Annotated in this window: 20 protein-coding genes and 1 riboswitch; of the genes, 9 read left to right on the top strand and 11 right to left on the bottom strand. The window is 61.4% G+C overall.

Going from position 1 to position 19,221, the window contains the following annotated elements; translation table 11 throughout:
- Positions 1 to 129: 129 nt before the first annotated feature.
- From gcvP to gcvT, 3 genes are read right to left on the bottom strand one after another with little or no spacing between them, the layout of a single operon-like run.
- The gene (gene gcvP / locus U5G49_RS10580; protein WP_193442337.1) at positions 130 to 2,994 is read right to left on the bottom strand and encodes an aminomethyl-transferring glycine dehydrogenase; all 2,865 of its coding nucleotides are present in this window, start codon (positions 2,992 to 2,994) and stop codon (positions 130 to 132) included.
- Positions 2,994 to 3,356, bottom strand: a complete 363-nt coding sequence (gcvH, locus tag U5G49_RS10575) for a glycine cleavage system protein GcvH (RefSeq protein ID WP_017994172.1) — start codon at positions 3,354 to 3,356, stop codon at positions 2,994 to 2,996. Before gcvH ends, gcvP begins: the two co-directional genes overlap by 1 nt.
- 23 nt (positions 3,357 to 3,379) lie before the next feature.
- Positions 3,380 to 4,516 carry a glycine cleavage system aminomethyltransferase GcvT gene (gcvT, locus tag U5G49_RS10570; protein ID WP_018445233.1) on the bottom strand — a complete coding sequence of 379 codons (1,137 nt, stop codon included), beginning with the start codon at positions 4,514 to 4,516 and terminating at the stop codon, positions 3,380 to 3,382.
- A 156-nt stretch (positions 4,517 to 4,672) separates the two neighbouring features.
- A riboswitch (glycine riboswitch) is annotated at positions 4,673 to 4,765 on the bottom strand.
- Positions 4,766 to 4,922: 157 nt separating this feature from the next.
- On the opposite strand from gcvT, the gene U5G49_RS10565 reads away from it, so the two are divergent.
- The gene (locus U5G49_RS10565) at positions 4,923 to 5,303 is read left to right on the top strand and encodes a hypothetical protein (RefSeq protein WP_018445234.1); all 381 of its coding nucleotides are present in this window, start codon (positions 4,923 to 4,925) and stop codon (positions 5,301 to 5,303) included.
- 73 nt (positions 5,304 to 5,376) lie between these two features.
- Complete coding sequence (locus U5G49_RS10560) at positions 5,377 to 6,378, top strand: DUF1775 domain-containing protein (RefSeq protein ID WP_047621237.1); 1,002 nt, start codon at positions 5,377 to 5,379, stop codon at positions 6,376 to 6,378.
- A 121-nt stretch (positions 6,379 to 6,499) separates the two neighbouring features.
- On the opposite strand, the gene U5G49_RS10555 is transcribed toward U5G49_RS10560, so the two are convergent.
- On the bottom strand, positions 6,500 to 6,766 hold the full coding sequence (locus U5G49_RS10555; RefSeq protein WP_018242153.1) for a hypothetical protein: 267 nt from the start codon (positions 6,764 to 6,766) through the stop codon (positions 6,500 to 6,502).
- 122 nt (positions 6,767 to 6,888) lie between these two features.
- Here U5G49_RS10555 and crcB point away from each other — a divergent pair, with 122 nt between their 5' ends.
- From crcB to U5G49_RS10520, 7 genes are all read left to right on the top strand, one after another.
- On the top strand, positions 6,889 to 7,266 hold the full coding sequence (gene crcB, locus U5G49_RS10550) for a fluoride efflux transporter CrcB (protein WP_018242152.1): 378 nt from the start codon (positions 6,889 to 6,891) through the stop codon (positions 7,264 to 7,266).
- A 94-nt stretch (positions 7,267 to 7,360) separates the two neighbouring features.
- Positions 7,361 to 8,353 carry an RluA family pseudouridine synthase gene (locus U5G49_RS10545; protein WP_018242151.1) on the top strand — a complete coding sequence of 331 codons (993 nt, stop codon included), beginning with the start codon at positions 7,361 to 7,363 and terminating at the stop codon, positions 8,351 to 8,353.
- Complete coding sequence (locus tag U5G49_RS10540; protein ID WP_028733764.1) at positions 8,350 to 9,003, top strand: HAD-IA family hydrolase; 654 nt, start codon at positions 8,350 to 8,352, stop codon at positions 9,001 to 9,003. Before U5G49_RS10545 ends, U5G49_RS10540 begins: the two co-directional genes overlap by 4 nt.
- Before the next feature lie 9 nt (positions 9,004 to 9,012).
- Positions 9,013 to 9,798, top strand: a complete 786-nt coding sequence (locus tag U5G49_RS10535; protein ID WP_028733763.1) for an ATP12 family chaperone protein — start codon at positions 9,013 to 9,015, stop codon at positions 9,796 to 9,798.
- Positions 9,799 to 9,865: 67 nt separating this feature from the next.
- Entirely contained in the window at positions 9,866 to 10,324 is a 459-nt protein-coding gene (locus tag U5G49_RS10530) for a calponin homology domain-containing protein (protein ID WP_028733762.1), read from the top strand.
- A 107-nt stretch (positions 10,325 to 10,431) separates the two neighbouring features.
- A complete protein-coding gene (locus tag U5G49_RS10525) occupies positions 10,432 to 11,964 on the top strand; it encodes an acyl-CoA carboxylase subunit beta (RefSeq protein ID WP_018445240.1) in 1,533 nt (510 codons plus the stop codon).
- A 139-nt stretch (positions 11,965 to 12,103) separates the two neighbouring features.
- A complete protein-coding gene (locus tag U5G49_RS10520) occupies positions 12,104 to 12,496 on the top strand; it encodes a DoxX family protein (protein WP_018242146.1) in 393 nt (130 codons plus the stop codon).
- A 42-nt stretch (positions 12,497 to 12,538) separates the two neighbouring features.
- On the opposite strand, the gene sugE is transcribed toward U5G49_RS10520, so the two are convergent.
- The 7 genes from sugE to U5G49_RS10485 form a co-directional block, all read right to left on the bottom strand.
- Positions 12,539 to 12,853, bottom strand: coding sequence for a quaternary ammonium compound efflux SMR transporter SugE (sugE, locus tag U5G49_RS10515; RefSeq protein WP_018072208.1), 315 nt, complete (start codon positions 12,851 to 12,853; stop codon positions 12,539 to 12,541).
- A 166-nt stretch (positions 12,854 to 13,019) separates the two neighbouring features.
- Entirely contained in the window at positions 13,020 to 13,487 is a 468-nt protein-coding gene (locus U5G49_RS10510; RefSeq protein ID WP_028733761.1) for a YaiI/YqxD family protein, read from the bottom strand.
- A gap of 43 nt (positions 13,488 to 13,530) precedes the next feature.
- Entirely contained in the window at positions 13,531 to 13,929 is a 399-nt protein-coding gene (locus tag U5G49_RS10505) for a hypothetical protein (protein WP_018242144.1), read from the bottom strand.
- A gap of 151 nt (positions 13,930 to 14,080) precedes the next feature.
- On the bottom strand, positions 14,081 to 15,208 hold the full coding sequence (locus tag U5G49_RS10500) for an S-(hydroxymethyl)glutathione dehydrogenase/class III alcohol dehydrogenase (protein WP_193442335.1): 1,128 nt from the start codon (positions 15,206 to 15,208) through the stop codon (positions 14,081 to 14,083).
- A 100-nt stretch (positions 15,209 to 15,308) separates the two neighbouring features.
- Positions 15,309 to 17,330: an acetyl-CoA carboxylase biotin carboxylase subunit gene (locus U5G49_RS10495; protein WP_193442333.1), complete on the bottom strand. Its 2,022-nt coding sequence runs from the start codon at positions 17,328 to 17,330 to the stop codon at positions 15,309 to 15,311.
- Between the two features lie 75 nt (positions 17,331 to 17,405).
- Positions 17,406 to 18,110 carry a hypothetical protein gene (locus tag U5G49_RS10490; protein WP_028733758.1) on the bottom strand — a complete coding sequence of 235 codons (705 nt, stop codon included), beginning with the start codon at positions 18,108 to 18,110 and terminating at the stop codon, positions 17,406 to 17,408.
- Positions 18,111 to 18,207: 97 nt separating this feature from the next.
- Complete coding sequence (locus U5G49_RS10485) at positions 18,208 to 19,158, bottom strand: DMT family transporter (RefSeq protein ID WP_193442474.1); 951 nt, start codon at positions 19,156 to 19,158, stop codon at positions 18,208 to 18,210.
- Positions 19,159 to 19,221: the final 63 nt, after the last annotated feature.

Here is a 19,221-nt window from a genome sequence, read left to right as displayed (position 1 = left end):
GAACGGAGCTTCGAGAGACGGTTAGAGGCTAAGGTTAACCGCGCATCTCTATCAGAATTAGAAAAGCCCCTCCCATGATGGAAGGGGCTCGGATTGTTCGGCCCTTCGCTACAGCATCGGCCTCGACCGCTATTCCGCTGCCTCTGCGTAACTTTCCACCGGCGGGCAGGTGCAGATCAAGTTGCGGTCGCCATAGACGTTGTCGACGCGGTTGACCGGTGACCAGTATTTGTCGACGCGGAAGGCGCCGGGCGGGAAGCAGGCCTGTTCTCGGCTGTAAGGACGATCCCATTCGCCGACGAGGTCTTCCACCGTGTGCGGGGCGTTCTTCAGCGGGTTGTTCACCTTGTCCATGCGGCCATCCTCGATGGCGCGGGCTTCCTCGCGGATCGCCAGCATCGCCTCGCAGAAGCGGTCGAGTTCGGCCTTGGTCTCGCTTTCCGTCGGCTCGATCATCAGCGTGCCGGCGACCGGCCAGCTCATGGTCGGCGCGTGGAAGCCGCAGTCGATCAGGCGCTTGGCGACGTCGTCGACCGTAACGCCCGAGCTGTCGACCAGCGGACGGGTGTCGATGATGCATTCATGCGCGACGCGGCCGGCAGCCGACTTGTAGAGCACGTCATAGGCGCCCTTCAGCCGGGTGGCGATATAGTTGGCGTTGAGGATCGCCACCTTGGTCGCCTGCGTCAGGCCTTCGCCGCCCATCATCAGGCAATAGCTCCAGGAGATCGGCAGGATCGAGGCGGAGCCGAAGGCGGCGGCCGAGACCGCACCCGAACGGCCGTCGGTTTCGGGATGGCCAGGCAGGTAGGGAGCCAGATGCGCCTTGACACCGATCGGGCCCATGCCGGGTCCGCCGCCGCCATGCGGGATGCAGAAGGTCTTGTGCAGATTGAGATGCGAAACGTCGGACCCGATGTCACCGGGGCGAGACAGACCGACCATGGCATTCATGTTGGCGCCGTCGAGATAGACCTGGCCGCCATGCTCGTGCACCAGATCGCAGATCTCCTTGACGGTCTCCTCGAAGACGCCGTGCGTCGAGGGATAGGTGATCATGCAGCACGAAAGGTTTGCCGCATGCTCCTCCGCCTTGGCGCGGAAATCGTCGAGATCGATATCGCCATTTTCGCGCACCTTGACGACCACGACCTTCATGCCGACCATCTGGGCCGAGGCCGGGTTGGTGCCATGCGCAGAGGTCGGGATCAGGCAGACGTCCCGATGGCCGTCGCCATTGGCGATATGATAGTTGCGGATCGTCAGCAGGCCGGCATATTCGCCCTGCGCGCCGGAATTCGGCTGCATGGAGAAGGCGTCGTAGCCGGTGACGGCGCAGAGCTTTTCGATCAGGTCGTCGATCATCTCGCGGTAGCCGAGCGCCTGGTCGGCCGGCACGAAGGGATGGATGTCGGAAAACTCCGGCCAGGTGATCGGCAGCATTTCCGCCGTCGCATTGAGCTTCATCGTGCAGGAGCCGAGCGGGATCATCGAGCGGTCGAGCGCCAGATCCCGATCGGAGAGCCGGCGGATGTAACGCGTCATCTCGCTTTCGGCACGGTTCATGTGGAAGATCGGATGGGTGAGGTAATCGCTGGTCCTGAGCAGGCCCTTCGGCAGGCGGTAGGAGGGCTCGAAATCGGCGATCGTGAAATTGCCGCCGAAGGCCCGCCAAACGGCTTCGAGCGTCGCCGGCCGGGTGCGTTCGTCAAGGCTCATGCCGATCCCGGTTTCGCCGACCTTGCGCAGATTGACGCCTTCGGCGACGGAGGCACGCAGGATGAGACCCTGCATGTGGCCGACATCGACGGTAATTGTGTCGAAGAAGGTGTCGGGTTCGACCTTATAACCGAGCTTTTCCAGGCCCTTGGCCATCAGCACGGCCTTCTGGTGCACCTGCTGGGCGATCGCCTTGATGCCCTTCGGGCCGTGGAACACGGCGTACATGGAAGCCATGACGGCAAGCAGCACCTGAGCTGTGCAGATGTTCGACGTCGCCTTCTCACGGCGGATATGCTGTTCGCGGGTCTGCAGCGACAGGCGATAGGCGCGGTTGCCGCGGGCATCGACGGAAACGCCGACGAGGCGGCCGGGCATGGAACGCTTGATGGCATCCTTGACCGACATGTAGGCTGCATGCGGGCCGCCGTAGCCGATCGGGACACCGAAGCGCTGCGAGGAGCCGACGGCGATATCGGCACCCATTTCACCAGGCGACTTCAGCAGCGTCAGCGCCAGGATATCGGCGGCGACGATTGATATGGCGCCCGCCTGGTGCAGGCGCGCGATCAGGCCGGTAAAATCATGCACGTGACCGTGCGTGCCGGGATACTGGAAGATCGCGCCGAAGACATCGACAGGATCGAGATCGGTGAAGGGATTGCCGACGATGACGCTCCAGCCGAGCGGCTCGGCGCGGGTGCGGATGAGGGCGATGGTCTGCGGATGGCAGTCGGCATCGACGAAGAAGGCTTTTGCCTTCGACTTGGCCACACGCTCGGCGATCGCCATGCCTTCGGCGGCGGCGGTTGCCTCGTCGAGCAGCGAGGCGTTGGCGACGTCGAGGCCGGTGAGGTCGCAGATCATCGTCTGGTAGTTCAGGAGCGCTTCCAGGCGGCCCTGGCTGATCTCCGGCTGGTAAGGCGTATAGGCGGTGTACCAGGCCGGGTTTTCCAGGATGTTGCGCTGGATGACCGGCGGTGTGATCGTGCCGTAATAACCCTGGCCGATCAGCGAGACCAGCACCTTGTTCTTGTTGGCGGTCTCGCGCAGCTTGTCGAGCGCCTCGCGCTCGGTCATCGGCGCGCCCCAGACGAGCGGCGCCTTCTGGCGGATCGAGGGCGGCAGCGTCGCGTCGATCAGGCCGTCGAGGCTGTTGTAGCCGATCACCTTCAGCATGTCGGTCATCTCGGCCGGCGAGGGGCCGATATGACGGCGATTGGCGAAATCGTAGGGCTGATAGTCGGTGAACTGGAATTCTGTCGGCGTCGTCATTACGCAGTGAGCTCCTTGTAGGCCGCTTCGTCGAGCAGACCATCGGCGTCGGCAGCATTTGCAAGCTTCAGCTTGAAGAACCAGCCAGCGCCCTGAGGATCGGAATTGACCAGCGACGGATCTGCAACGATGGCCGGATTGACCTCGGTAATCTCGCCGTCAAGCGGACAATAGACGTCGGAAGCAGCCTTGACCGATTCAACGGTCGCGGCATTGCCGTTCTTGGAGAAGGTTGCGCCGACTTCCGGGAGTTCGACGAAAACCAGGTCGCCGAGCTGATCGACGGCATAAGTGGTGATGCCGACCGTCGCAACGCCGCCTTCGATCTTCAGCCATTCGTGTTCTTCGGTAAATTTCAGCATTGTTCGTCCTCTCTGGAAAAGGTTTAGCGTTTGTAGGTCGGTGTGACGAAGGGCAGGGCGCTGACGGTGGTCGGCAGATATTTGCCGCGCACCTCGGCATAGACCAGTGTGCCGGCCGCAGCATGGGAGACCGGCACGTAGCCCATGGCGACGGGGCCTTCGACGCTGGGGCCGAAGCCGCCGGAGGTGACCTCGCCGATTTCGACCTTGCCTTCGGCATCGGCATAGAGCTTGGCATGGCCGCGCACCGGCGCCTTGCCTTCCGGCTTCAGGCCGACGCGGCGGCGCGCGGCGCCGTTTTCGAGTTCGGACAGGATGCGGCCAGAGCCCGGGAAGCCGCCGGCGCGCGCGCCGTTGCCGCGCCTTGCCTTCTGCATGGCCCACTCCAGCGCCGCCTCGACCGGTGAGGTGGTCGTGTCGATATCGTTGCCGTAGAGGCAGAGGCCGGCTTCGAGGCGCAGCGAATCGCGGGCGCCAAGGCCGATCGCCTGAACGTCCGGATGTTCGAGCAACCGCATGGTGACATCCTCGGCCTTGTCGACGGGGATCGAAATCTCGAAGCCGTCCTCGCCGCTATAGCCGGAGCGTGAGACCAGACAGGAAACATCGTGCAGGCGGCAATGGCGCACGTCCATGAATTTCATCGCCGCGACGTCGGCCCAGAGCTCGGCGAGAACTTCGACCGCGCGCGGTCCCTGTAGCGCGATCAAAGCGCGATTGAGGAGCGTGATGTCGCACTGGTCGCCGATATGGGCCTGCAGATGAGCGAGATCGGCCTCCTTGCAGGAAGCGTTGACGACGATGAAAAGGTGATCGTCGAGATGAGTGATCATCAGATCATCGAGGATGCAGCCGGTATCGTCGGTGAAGAAGCCATAACGCTGGCGGCCTTCGGCAAGGCCGAGGATATCGACCGGCACCAGGCTTTCGAGCGCCAGCGCCGCATCCTCGTAGCTGCCAGATTTCGCCTTCACGATGACCTGGCCCATGTGGGAGACATCGAAGAGGCCGGCTTCGGCGCGGGTATGAAGATGCTCCTTCATGACGCCTGCGGGGTATTGCACCGGCATGTCGTAACCCGCGAACGGCACCATGCGGGCGCCGAGCGAAAGATGCAGGGCATGCAGCGGGGTTTTCTTCAGGGCAGCAGTATCGTCCAAAAGACGCCTCCGGGGTTTGCGCCTTCTCGCGAAGGCGCGGGCTCAAATCTGAAGGCGCGGCTGCGCACTTCTCTCCTGAGCCCCCTCTGTCCCTTTGCCTGAGATTGTTATCCCTTCGGCGAGCGTTTCGAGAACGCTTCTCTCCAGAGTTCCGTCTGCCCCTTGCTGGTCCTTTTGCCTGAGAGTTTCCGGGGCGGTTGCTCCTTCGGCACCGGTGGCGAAAGCACCGGCTTCTCCCAACAAGGTTGGCGCAATTATCCGGCGGGTGTAGCGCTTGGCAAGGCCAAATGTCGTGACCGGACAATTTTTTGTCGCCATATCCATGCCAAGCCCTGATCTGCGGCAAATCTGCTTTTGCATTCCGTGGGGAAACCGGCTATCGCGACATGCTGTTGAAGGGGATCTCATGCGGCAGACCGGACTGAAAGCGACGCTCTTCCTGCGCATGCTTTGCGCATTGAGCCTGCTTTTGCTTGGCCTCGCCCATCAGGCACCTCAGGCTGTCGCCTCCGAAGGCTACGATGCAGCGGCCTATGTGCTGCCTGACGGTACCTTCGCCTCGCTCTGCGTCACCGTGAAGGACACCGACGGCAAGACCGTCGCCTTCAAGCCGAATTGCGAAGCCTGTCGGCTGTCGGCCTCCGTCATTCTGCCGGCGCCGGATGCGGGCTCCTGGCTCGAGCGCAAGCTCGCCGCGCTGATCAACGCGCCGATCGAAACCTCAGCCGTTGCCAGCGTAAGCGCCGTCAGCCGGCCGAATTCCCGCGCACCTCCCGTCCTCGCCTGATCTGCTTCCGCAACCCATGATGCAGCATGCCGGTCCGCCCGAGAGAGGTCCGTGGCCGGCGAGGAGATATCCGATGAAAACTATCAAGACATTTGGCAGGACATTCGGGCTTGCCGCCGTTCTTTCCGCGACCGCCTTTGCCAGCGCCGAGGCGCATGTGACCTTCCTCGACAGAGAGGCGAAGCAAGACAGCACCATTCTTGCCACGCTGCAGGTGCCGCATGGCTGCGACGGCAAGGCGACCACGGAAGTGCGGGTCAAGCTGCCGGAAGGCTTCGTCTTCGCCAAGCCGCAGCCGAAGGCAGGCTGGGAGCTCGAGGTGATCAAAGGCGACTACCAGAAGACCTACGACAATCACGGCGACAAGGTGAAGACCGGCGCGATCGAAGTGCGCTGGAAGAACGGCAATCTCTCCGACGATTTCTACGATACCTTCGTCATCCAGGGTAAAGTGTCAGGCGTCGAGGCCGGCACCGCGCTCGCCTTTCCGGTGACGCAGATGTGCGGCGATACGGTCACGGCCTGGGATCAGGTGGCTGGGGAAGGTGGCGACGCGCATGGACTGAAAAGCCCGGCGCCGCTGTTGAAGGTCGTCGCCGGCGAAGACCATGGTCACGACCATGACGATATGGCAGGCATGGACATGTCCGGCATGGCTGGCATGGCCGCTGCCACACCGGCTGGCGAAACGGTCAAGGCCGGCGATCTCGAGATTTCCGGCGGCTTCGCCAAGGCAATGCTGCCCGGCCAGCCGGTCGGCGGCGGCTTTTTCATGGTGAAAAACAACGGCAAGACGGACGATCGCTTGCTGTCCGTGACGTCGCCTGTATCAGGCGAAGTTCAGATCCACGAGATGGAGACCAAGGACAACGTCATGCGGATGCGCCAGCTGAAGGACGGCATCGCCATCGCCGCTGGCGAGACGGTCAAGCTTGAGCCCGGCAACCTGCATCTGATGTTCCAGAAGGTGAAGACGCCGTTCAAGCAGGGAGACACCGTGCCGGTGACGCTGACCTTCGAAAGGGCCGGCAAGGTCGATCTGGTCCTGCAGGTGCTCTCCGCTCAAGGTAAGTGAGAGCAGCGATTCAAAGTGCTACAGCGTCCTTTGCGCGTCTGGAAAGACGCGCGGCGCTGTAGTTAAAAAAAGCCCGCGATAGCAATCGCAGTCGCGGGCTTTCGTTTGGAAGGCGATCGCCTCAGAAGTCTTCGTAGGATCGCAGCGCCTGTTTCAGGCCGGACTGCGGCTGGCGGTTGCCCTTCGCCATCAAGTCGAGCGCAACTTCGGTTGACTGGATGATGCTGGAGGGCTCGTCTATTTCCTCAGTGCCTTCGGCCTTCAACTGCCGGTCGGCAACGCGCCGTGCGTCGCGCGCCGCAGTGCTCGTCGCGACACGCTGCGGGATTCGGAGCGACTCGAAAGCAACAGCGGCGGTGTTGGCCGATATGGACAGGAGCTGGGTCATGCCAGTCACCGTATCGGCATGATCTTGGCGCCATCATAAGAAAATCATTGGCATTTTACAAAATGGTAAGAATTCATATGAGCTCGATTGGAATCACTTTCGCAACGCGGTAAATCCGGCTCATGATCCAGGCTCTCCTTGTCGCCTTCGGCGGCGCTATCGGTTCCGTTCTCAGATATTACGTCGGTCAGTGGACGCTACGTCTCATGGGGCCGGCCTTTCCCTGGGGAACGCTTGCCGTCAATGTTGTCGGCTGCTTCGTCATTGGCGTCTTCGCCGAGCTGATCGCGCGGAAGTTTAACGCCTCGACGGAACTGCGCCTTTTGCTGATCACCGGCTTCCTCGGTGGCTTCACCACTTTTTCGGCCTTCTCGCTGGATGCCATCTCGCTATTCGAACGCGGCGAGGCTGTTGCCGGCGGCATTTATATCGCTGCGAGCGTCGGACTATCGATGGCGGCCGTCATCGCAGGCCTTGCTGTCATGCGCGCTTTGGCCTGATCTCTTTTCCGGTTTCCGTTTTGCGTGAAAATGCTCTAAAGGCTGCGGCAAGAACGCCGGCTTGGCCTGCGCTGCAATTTCCGAAAGATTTTTTATGGCTGGCATTGAACATATCAAGGTTGAACCCGACGAAGCCGGCATGCGGCTCGATCGCTGGTTCAAGGTACACTTTCCGGGGCTCGGTTTCGGCCCGCTGCAGAAGCTGCTGCGCTCCGGCCAGGTGCGCGTCGACGGCGGGCGTGTCAAATCGGATGCGCGCGTGCAGCCCGGCCAGACGGTGCGCGTGCCGCCGCTGGATGTCGATGCCAAGCTGAAGTCAGGACCGATCGCCGGCAAGGATCTCAAGCATTCGACGGATTTCGAACTGCTGTCGCGCATGGTGCTGCATGAGGACGAAAAGGTGATCGTGCTCAACAAGCCACCCGGTCTTGCCGTGCAGGGTGGCTCCGGCGTCGCCAGGCATATCGACCAGATGCTCGAAGCCTGGACCAGCCCGAAGGGCGAGAAGCCGCGGCTCGTCCACCGTCTCGACCGCGATACGTCTGGTGTTCTCGTCATCGCCCGCACCCGCGGTGCCGCGCAGAAGCTGACGGCGGCCTTCCGCGAGCGCGATACCAAGAAGACCTACTGGGCGCTGGTCAAGGGCGTGCCACGCAAACACGAGGACAAGATCTCGACCTGGCTCGTCAAGGAGCCGACGGCTGACGGCGACCGCATGCGTATCGCCAAGCACGGCGAGGATGGAGCAGATCACGCCGTTTCCTTCTATCGTGTGCTCGAAACCGCCGCCCAGAACCTCGCCTGGCTGGAGATGGAACCCTATACTGGACGGACCCATCAGCTGCGTGTGCACGCGCTGCATATCGGCCATCCGATCATCGGCGATCCGAAATATTTCGACGACGATCCGAATTGGGATTTTCCAGGCGGCGTCCAGAAGAAGCTGCATCTGCACGCGCGTCACATCGACATCCCGCACCCCTCCGGCGGGCGCCTGCGCATCAGTGCGCCGCTGCCGTCGCATATGGTGCAGACCTGGAATCTTCTCGGCCTCGATCTCGCCAGTGCCGAAAGGGACGCCGAATGAAACTGGCGCTTTTCGATTGCGACGGCACACTGGTCGATAGCGCCGGCCTGATCCACGAAACCATGCGCAGGACCTTCGATAAGTTCGGCAGGCCGGAACCGCGCTTTGAAGACACCAAGGCCATTATCGGCCTGTCCCTCGATATTGCGATTGCCCGCATGCAGGGCAGGCAGCATGTGGAGCAGGAAGACATCGACATGACGGCGCACTACAAATCGCTGTTCTCGATCGTGCGTCAGGATCTCGATTACAAGGAGCCGCTGTTTCCCGGCATCCGCGAGATGATCGACGCGATCAGCGGGCGCGATGACCTGCTGATCGGCGCGGTGACGGGTAAATCCCGCCGCGGGCTCAAGCTCGTGATGGAGACACATGGTTTCGACGCGCATTTCATCGTCGCACGCACCGCCGACGATTGCCCCTCCAAGCCGCATCCAGCCATGGTGAGCGAATGCTGCGATGAAACCGGCATGAATGCTGCCGACACCATTGTCATCGGCGATGCGGTTTACGATATGCAGATGGCAAAGGCTGCCGGCGCCAAGGCGATCGGCGTTGCCTGGGGCTATGCCAGCGTGGATGAGCTGATCGCCAACGGCGCTGATGCGATCGCCTACCATCCGAACGAGATATTGCGTCATTTTTCTTGAGGTGAGCCCATGCGCGATCTGCTGAACGACCTTTCCGAAGGCCTGAGCCATCCCGATCCCATCCGCCGCGCGCAGATTCAGATGAAGAAGCCGCTGCCGAAGCGCTTCTATACCGGCGTCTCCGTTGCCGAACACGAGGGCGGTTTTGCGATCACGCTCGACGGCAAGATGGTGCGCACGCCGGCACGGCAGGTTCTCGCCGTGCCGACAGAGGCGCTCGCGCAGCTTGTCGCTGCCGAATGGCAGGCGCAGGGCGAGGAGATCAATCCCGTGAGCATGCCGGTAACGCGGCTCGTCAACACCGCACTCGACGGCGTTGCCGCCAACGCGCAGGCGATCTTCGAGGATATCCTGCGCTTTTCCTCCAGCGACCTCATCTGCTACCGCGCCGGGGAGCCGGAACTTCTGGTCGAACGCCAGGCCGAGCACTGGGATCCCGTGATCGACTGGGCGGCGAATGATCTCGGCGCCCGGTTCATCCTCGTCGAAGGGGTGATGCCTCAGGAGCAGCCGCGCGAGGCGACTGCCGCCTTCGCTGTCACGCTCGCGCGATATGATAGCCCGATGGCACTTGCAGCGCTCCACACGGTCACCACGCTGACCGGCTCGGCGATCCTGGCGCTCGCCTTCGCCGAGGGCCGGGTAACGACTGAGGAGGCCTGGTCGCTTGCCCATCTCGACGAGGATTGGACGATAGAGCATTGGGGCAGAGACGAGGAAGCCGAGGAGCGGCGGGCCAAGCGCTTTGCCGAGTTCAAAGCCGCAGCGGATGTTTTTTTCGCCCTAAGCGCCTGAAACATATTGCCTTCCAATGCATTATGACGAAGTCTGCGACTCCAACGGGGTGGTGCGGGATTTTGCAATGAATTGGCTGAGGTCGTGTTTTTGCCGGGCCGCACTTGTCTGTATCGCGCTTACGGCCTGCGTCGGCCTCTCGGCCACCAAGCCGGAGGCACCGGTCTATGATGTGCGCAGCGCCGTCGTTCTCTCCGGTCCGAACATGCCGGCCGAGCTGCTTTCCGGCGTCAACGACCGCGTCAACGCAGCGATCAACGCCACCGTGCGCGACACTGTGCTGCCGCGGGTGGTGCTGACAATCCGCGTGGTTTCCATCCAAAAAGGCCTCGGCTTCCAGAAGGACCGCAACGTCGCCAAGATCAGCATCGACGCGGCCTCGGTCGAGGACGGCTCGGTCATCGCCGTCAGCGCCTTCGACGTGACCAGCATTGCTGCCGATCCCAAGCTTGCCGACGAGATCCTGGCCGAGGACGTCGCGGCAAGGATACGCTCGGTTTTCTCACTCAGCGGGCGCGGGCGCTAAATAGTTAGAACATGATGTTGTCCGAAAACCGCGCTCACTTTTCGGCATCATGCTCTAGCGCATAATCCAACCGCCGGATTGCCGCCCGCAGCGGCGAGGGAGATCGCATGAAGGAAATTCTCGAGGAACTGGAACGGCGCCGCGGCATTGCCCGCCTTGGCGGCGGCGAAGCACGCATCGACGCCCAACACAAACGCGGCAAGCTGACGGCGCGCGAGCGTATCGACCTCTTCCTCGATGAGGGCTCCTTCGAGGAATTCGACATGTTTGTCGAACATCGCTCCACCGATTTCGGCATGGATAAGAGCCGGATTGCCGGCGACGGCGTCGTCACCGGCTGGGGCACGGTCAATGGCCGCACGGTGTTCGTCTTCGCCAAGGACTTCACCGTCTTCGGCGGCTCGCTATCGGAAGCGCATGCCGAGAAGATCATGAAGGTGCAGGACATGGCGCTGAAGAACCGCGCGCCGATTGTCGGTATCTATGATGCGGGCGGCGCCCGTATCCAGGAGGGCGTGGCGGCTCTCGGCGGTTATGCCGAGGTATTCCAGCGCAATGTGCTCGCCTCCGGCGTCATTCCGCAGATCTCGGTGATCATGGGTCCCTGCGCCGGCGGCGACGTTTATTCGCCTGCGATGACAGATTTCATTTTCATGGTGCGTGATACCTCCTACATGTTCGTCACCGGTCCCGATGTGGTGAAAACCGTGACCAACGAGACGGTGACGGCCGAGGAACTCGGCGGCGCCGTGGTGCATACGGTGCGCTCGTCGATTGCCGATGGCGCCTATGACAATGATGTCGAAACGCTCTTGCAGGTACGGCGGCTGATCGATTTCCTGCCGCTTTCAAATACCGCGCCACTGCCCGAGATCGAATGTTACCAGTCGGTGACAGAGATCGACACCTCGCTTGACACGCTGGTGCCGGCGAGTTCCAACAAGCCTTACGACATCAAGGAACTGATCCGGAAGGTGGCGGACGAGGGGGATTTCTTCGAGATCCAGGCGAGTTTTGCCGGAAATATCGTCTGCGGCTTCGGCCGCGTCGAAGGCTCCACCGTCGGTTTCGTCGCCAACCAGCCGATGGTGCTGGCCGGCGTGCTCGACAGTGACGCATCGCGCAAGGCGGCCCGTTTCGTGCGCTTCTGCGACTGCTTCAACATTCCGATCGTCACCTTCGTCGACGTGCCGGGTTTCCTGCCGGGTACGGCGCAGGAATATGGCGGCCTCATCAAACACGGCGCCAAGCTGCTCTTTGCCTATGCCGAGGCGACGGTGCCGAAGCTCACCGTCATCACCCGCAAGGCTTTCGGCGGCGCCTATGACGTGATGGCGTCGAAGCATCTGCGCGGTGATCTCAACTATGCCTGGCCGACGGCGCAGATCGCCGTGATGGGCGCCAAGGGCGCCGTCGAGATCATCTTCCGCAAGGATATCGCCGATCCCGAAAAGATCGCCGCTCATACGAAAATGTATGAGGACCGGTTCCTCTCGCCCTTCGTTGCCGCCGAGCGTGGTTATGTCGACGAGGTGATCATGCCGCATTCCACCCGGCGGCGGCTGGCGCGCGGGCTGAAGATGCTGCGCAACAAGGATCTCGCCAATCCCTGGAAGAAACACGACAACATCCCGCTTTAACGTTTTCCGCCGAATAAAGCTGCGCGATCGGGTGTTTACCCGCTGTCGAAAAAGTGAACGGCCGTCAGCGATCCGTGTGTTCAATCCTTGCGAGGGACAGGTTAACGCTCGGCTCTTATTGTTTTAATGGAGAGGTTTAATGTCAACTTTCGAGCGTCTTTCTGCCTATCGCCCCTATGGGCTGGCCGCTCTCAGAATCATCACTGCGCTGCTGTTCATCGAACACGGCACGATGAAGCTTTTCGCTTTCCCGGCTGCGCAGATGGCCGGCCCGCTGCCGCCGCTGATGCTTTTCGCCGCCCTTCTTGAGCTTATCGGCGGTATCCTTATTCTCGTCGGCCTGCTGACGCGCCCTGTCGCCTTCCTCCTCGCCGGTGAAATGGCCGTCGCCTATTTCATGGCGCATGCTCCGAACAGCTTCTTCCCGGCCGTCAACCAGGGCGACGCCGCGATCCTGTTCTGCTTCGTCTTCCTCTACCTGTTCTTCTCTGGTCCCGGCGCTTTTGCCGTCGATAACCGCAAGACAGCCTGAACGATAGACTGAGGGGCGTCGCGACGCCCCTCAACCTTCACATCAGGCAGTAAGCTTGAGACCGGCGATGCCGGCGACGATCAAAGTGATGCAGGCAAGACGGGAGACACTTGCCTCATCGCCAAGCAGCCAGATGCCGAGAAATACGGTGCCGACCGTGCCGATGCCGGTCCAGACCGCATAGGCGGTGCCGATCGGCAGGTGCTTCACCGCCAGGCCGAGCAGCACGATGCTCACCACCATGGATATGACGGTCAGCGCCGTCGGCAGCGGCCGCGTGAAACCATCGGTATATTTAAGGCCGATTGCCCAGCCACATTCAAAAAGACCGGCGAGAAAAAGCAGAAACCAGGCCATGCGACTCTCCTTGTTCAAGAGCGAGGCCGTCCCCGCGACAGTTGCATCCTGGAGGATGCCGCAGTCGTCTGCGATAACGTCTATATGCGTGAGGCGGCGGCGGTGTTCAAGGTCGGAATCGGCACGGCTGCCATGCCACCGTTTTCTTGCGGGCTTGGGAGCCGGATCAGGATTGCCCGCCAGCCTCGGCGGAAAGGCTCTTGGCGCGGCGGCAGAGGCGATCGAAGGTTTCGAGGAAGCGTGAACGGTCTTTCGGGCTGAAGGCGGCGTTGTAGCCCTTGCTCTCGCCGGTTTCACGCAAGTGCGCGCCAAGATCGCGCATGGCGCTCGCCATGCCGATATTGGTCTCGTTGAAGACGCGCCCTGTGGGTCCGCTGACGAAGGCGCTAGCGGCGACACAGCGTACGGCAAGCGGCACATCGGCGGTGACAACAACATCGCCCGCACCGGCGCGTTCGGCGATCCAGTTGTCGGCGGCGTCGAAGGCGTTGGAGACGATGACGTTGTGGATCATCGGATCGCGCGAGGGGCGCAGGCCGGAATTGGCAACGAAGGTGACTTCGAGGCCGTGACGTTCGGCCACCTTCAGGATTTCCGGCTTCACCGGGCAGGCATCGGCGTCGACATAGATCAAAGGCTGTTTACCTCATTCAATGCCGACGCCTGATACGCGCGGATTACTCGCGAGTCCAGATTTCGCTCGCAACCTTTTCCGAGCCGCCATAGGTCCAGACACCCTGCCAGCTGCCGTCCGGCTGCTCGAAATACATGGCGATGCCGAAATTCTCCTTGGAGACGTAGCCGACGGAGATCGCCGTATCCTCGTCGCTTGCCGGCCCCATTTCGAAACGATCGCCGCTGAATTTTGCGCCGAGACCGGTGCCGATCGACTCGTTCTTGCCGATCATCCAGTCGACGATATAGGTCTCGCCGTTGCGAAGCACCTTGACGGTGCCCTGATATTTGCTGCCGTCCTCGCTGGTGCCAGCGACCTTGTAGGAACCTGTGGGGTCCGCAAATGCAATGGCGGGCAGTAACACAAATGCACAGGCCGAAATAATAGTCCGAAAAATCATAAGGCCCCCCTTTTGGCGAAGCATGATTGCCAAGCACCGAAGCGGTAACATGAAAGGGCTTCACACTTGGTGAAGCCCTCTGCAGATCAGGCCCGTTATTTTTGGGGTATCGAGCGGTTTTACTTCAAGCCCGCAGTCTTTGTGTCATGCATTAGTAGACCACCACGCCGCGGATGCTCTTGCCCGAATGCATCAGTTCGAAGCCCTTGTTGATGTCCTCGAGCGGCATGGTGTGGGTGATCATCGGATCGATCTGGATTTTGCCCTGCATGTACCATTCGACGATCTTCGGCACGTCGGTGCGGCCGCGCGCGCCGCCGAAAGCGGTGCCCATCCAGTTGCGGCCGGTGACCAGCTGGAACGGACGGGTGGAGATTTCCTGGCCGGCACCGGCAACGCCGATGATAACCGACTTGCCCCAGCCGCGGTGGCTGGCTTCCAGGGCCTGGCGCATCACCTTGGTGTTGCCGGTGCAGTCGAAGGTGTAGTCGGCGCCGCCGATCAAGTCGCCGTTGCGTTTGGTCAGGTTGACGAGGTAGGGCACGATGTCGGCGCCGACCTCCTTCGGATTGACGAAATGCGTCATGCCGAATTTCTCGCCCCATGCCTTGCGGTCAGGGTTGATATCGACGCCGATGATCATGTCGGCACCGGCAAGTTTCAGGCCCTGGAGCACGTTGAGACCGATGCCGCCGAGACCGAAGACGATCGCCGTGGCGCCGATCTCCACCTTGGCGGTATTGATGACCGCGCCGATGCCGGTGGTGACGCCGCAGCCGATGTAGCAGATCTTGTCGAACGGCGCGTCGGGATTGACCTTGGCAAGAGCGATCTCCGGCAGCACGGTGAAGTTCGAAAAAGTCGAGCACCCCATATAATGGTGGATCTTGTCCTTGCCGATCGAAAAGCGGCTCGTTCCGTCCGGCATCAGCCCCTGGCCCTGGGTAGCGCGGATCGAGGTGCAGAGATTGGTCTTGCGGGAAAGGCAGGAATAGCACTCGCGGCATTCCGGGGTGTAGAGCGGAATGACATGGTCGCCCTTCTTGACCGAGGTGACGCCGGGACCGATATCGACGACGATGCCGGCACCCTCATGGCCGAGAATGGCCGGAAACAGGCCTTCAGGATCGGCGCCCGACAAAGTGAAATCATCGGTGTGGCAAATGCCCGTCGCCTTGACCTCGACCAGCACTTCGCCGGTCTTCGGTCCCTCCAGCTGCACGGTCATCACTTCCAGCGGTTTTCCGGCCTGAACGGCAACGGCGGCGCGAACGTCCATCTTGATATCCTTCCTGTCGATTTTTGTTGGTTCCCAGCTGATTTATCGGGCTGAGCTTGGCATGGTCGGCGAACTCGGCTCAAGCGACGGTCTTTTCCTCTCAGGCGAATTCCATGATGACGGCATCGACGGCCAGGCTTTCGCCGGCCGCGGCATTGATCTTCGAGATGACGAGATCGCGGTCGGCGCGCAGCACGTTTTCCATCTTCATCGCTTCGACGATCGCAAGCGTCTCACCGGCCTTGACCTCCTGGCCCTCGGCAACCGCGATGGCGACGACGAGGCCAGGCATCGGGCAGAGCAGGAGCTTGGAGGTATCGGGCGGCAGTTTCACCGGCATCAGCCTGTCGAGCTCGGCATGACGCGGCGAAAAGACCTTGGTAATCACTGAAAGCCCCTGCCAGTCGATACGCAACCCGTTCAGAACGGGGCGAATCTGCGCGGAGATGTCGCGACCGCCGACCTTGCCGCTCCAGACAGGACCCCCCGGTCTCCAATCGGTGACAACACTCTTGCTCTGGCCCTCTATCGCCCCCTCGATCGCGATGTCCATATCGAAGGGGATAGTGACGAGGCCGTCGAGCAATCTTGCAGCGACGTGGTTGTCGCCGATCTTGACCACCCATTCCTCGCGCAGTGCGCCCGATGCGGCGCGCAGACGATCGGCGAAACGTTCGCGGCGGTTTGTCTCGATCAGCGAGGCGGAGAGGGCGATGCCGGCAAGCACGGCTTCTTCCGCCGGGTCCGGTTTCATCGGCGCAAAACCATCGGGATATTCCTCGGCGATGAAGCCTGTGGACAGCCGGCCCTCGCGCCAGCGCGGATGTTTCATCAGCGCCGACAGGAAAGGCACATTGTGCTCGATGCCATCGACGACGAAGCCGTCGAGCGCCCGGGCCATGGCGTCGATCGCCTCGAGCCGCGTCGGCGCCCAGGTGCAGAGCTTAGCGATCATCGGATCGTAGTACATCGAGATCTCGGCACCCTCGAAGACGCCGGTATCGTTGCGGATAACGACATTGCCGGTCCTGCCTTCCGCCGGCGGGCGGTAACGCGTCAGGCGGCCGATCGAGGGCAGGAAGTTGCGGTAGGGATCTTCGGCATAGAGCCGGCTCTCGATCGCCCAGCCGTCGAGCCTGATGTCCTCCTGAGCAAAGGGAAGGGGCTCTCCGGCTGCCACCCGGATCATCTGCTCGACGAGATCGATACCGGTGACGAGTTCGGTCACCGGATGCTCGACCTGCAGGCGGGTGTTCATTTCAAGGAAATAGAAATTGCGGTCGCGGTCGACGATGAACTCGACGGTGCCGGCGCTCTGGTAATCGACGGCCTTCGCCAACGCCACCGACTGTTCACCCATGGCCTTGCGGGTGGCTTCATCGAGGAAGGGCGAGGGCGCCTCTTCCGCGACCTTCTGGTTCCGCCGCTGGATCGAGCATTCGCGCTCGCCGAGATAGACGACGTTACCATGCGCGTCGGCCAGCACCTGGATCTCGATATGGCGCGGCTCGACGACGAACTTCTCGATGAAGACGCGGTCGTCGCCGAAGGAGCTTTTTGCCTCCGAGCGGGCGCGCTCGAAGCCGTCACGCACATCAGCCTTGTTCCAGGCGATGCGCATGCCCTTGCCGCCGCCACCGGCCGACGCCTTGATCATGACAGGATAGCCGATCTCGCCAGCGATCACTTCCGCATGGGCGGCATCTTCGATGATGCCGAGATGGCCCGGCACGGTGGAGACACCGGCGGCATTGGCGAATTTCTTCGATTCGATCTTGTCGCCCATCGCCATGATGGCCTTCGGCTTCGGGCCGATGAAGACGATGCCCTGTTTTTCCAGGTCAGCGCAGAAGGAGGCGCGTTCGGAGAGGAAGCCGTAACCGGGGTGGACCGCCTCGGCACCGGTAGCCTTGCAGGCGGCGATGATCTTTTCGGCGACGAGATAACTCTCCGACGCCGCGGCCGGGCCGATATGCACAGCCTCGTCGGCCATTTCGACATGCAGCGCGTCCCGATCCGCATCCGAATAGACCGCGACGGTCAGAATCCCCATGCGGCGCGCAGTCTTGATCACGCGGCAGGCAATTTCGCCGCGATTCGCGATCAGGATTTTCTTGAACATGGAGACTCCACCCAGAAATGCATCCCGGAGTTTTACGCACAAAACACCGGAACGCACAATCAGGCTTGCGGAGCGTCAGGCGACGGCAGCTTCGGAGACAGGTTCCTCGTCGACGATGCGCAGCCAGCGGCTGCGACGCGGCTCGGCATAATCGCGCAGCTCGACGGCAGCCATGATCCCCGCCCAGTGCGGATGATTGGCGCCGGACAGCGTTGCCTGCTCGATCTGCTGGAGAACGCCGTATTCGACCGACGAGACGGGGATGATGCCGCCTTCGGCGACGCTTCTGAAGATGCGCATTGCGTAGTCGACGTCCTGGCGGGTGATGCCCCGGCGATCAATGGCGCGCGACAGCTTGTAGCCACCGATATTGTCGGTGATCGCCAGACGAAGCTGATCGAGGGCAAGCGCTCTCAACTCAACTGGGACATCGGTCGAAATCTCCATAACGTGGAGAATGAGCTCGAGCTCGAGCGCCGAGTTGACGACACCATTGGTCGTGAACATGCGCATGATCCAGGCGACGTTGATTTCATCCAGCGAGCCCTGCGGATAGGTGTAATGGACGATGAAACCGGCGAGCTGCTCCACGAAGAAAGCGTTCCAGTCGGCACATTTTTCAGGGCAGGAGTTGTTGAGCGCCAACATCGCCACGACGTCGTCGGATGTCCGGATACCCTCCGGAAAACTATGTTTGCGCAGCAGTACTATATCTTCGGCCGTCAGCCGATGCTTGCCGGCCACGACACAGGCCGGAAAAGCGAGACGAAATTCGCTCATGTTTTAACTCCAGGCTTCATCATGAAACCGGAGACAGTTTTAGCGCCTGCGAATTGACGATCCCTCAAGAAGAGGAGTTAATCTGATATTCCCGAGGTCAGGAAGATTTTAACATTTGCGCCTGCAGCCGCTCGCGCCAGATGATGAAAAGGCCTGATGCAAAGATGATGAAGATGCCGATCCATTTGGAAAAGCTCGGGAAATCGTTGAACAACGCATAGCCGAGAACGGTCGCCGAGATAATCTCGAAGTACTGGAACGGCGCAAGCAGCGACAGCGGAGCGAGGCGGAAAGCCCGGACCACGAGCATATGCGCATATCCCGAGATCGAGCCGAGGGCGAGAAGCAGGATAAGGCCGAGACCGGAGGAGGGCAGAGAGACGGCAAAATCGGCATTGCCGAAACTGTTTCCGACGAAAAGCGCAGCCGCCATGAAGATCGTTCCGCCGATGCCGGCCATCGTCTGCATGGTCAGCGGCGAATCGGCCTCGCCAATGGCGCGGTTGAGGAAGAGATAGAGCGAGAACAGAAAGGCGCAGGCGACCGGGAGCAGCGCCTTCAGCCCAAAAATCTCGTAGCTTGGCTGAATGACGATCATTGCGCCGCCGAAGCCGACGATGATCGCCATCCAGCGCCGCCAGCCGACCTTGTCGCCGAGAAACAGTGCCGACATCGCGGTCAGCATGAAGGGCTCGACGAAATAGATGGCGAAGACATCGGCGAGCGGCATGTATTTGACGGCGACGAAGAAAAGCAGGCTCGCAGCGCCATGCAGCACGCCGCGCAGCAGATTCATCCATGGCCGTTTGGCCGAAAGCGCCTTAAGCCCGAAGAGGGCGAAAAGAATCGGCAGGGTACAGGCGATCTGAAAGAAGAATCGGTAGAAGGTCACCTGGCCCGGCGACATCGCCTCGAAGGTCGCCATGTATTTGGCGATCGCATCCATGGTCGGCAGGATGAGCATGGCGCCGGACATGATGGCCATGCCCTGCAGGGAATTTTGATGGGGCTCTGACATGGCTGCTGATTCTTGCGAGGATGACGCCATCAATCACGGGAAAGCCAGGCAATCAAGCCAAGCAACCGCAAATAGCTTCGAGGTGAAATCGAA

This window comes from Rhizobium indigoferae (genome assembly GCF_034554815.1).
Lineage (GTDB): Bacteria > Pseudomonadota > Alphaproteobacteria > Rhizobiales > Rhizobiaceae > Rhizobium > Rhizobium leguminosarum.
The sequence above is the reverse complement of the archived record's forward strand: the minus strand, read 5'-3'. Positions and strand labels throughout refer to the sequence as shown.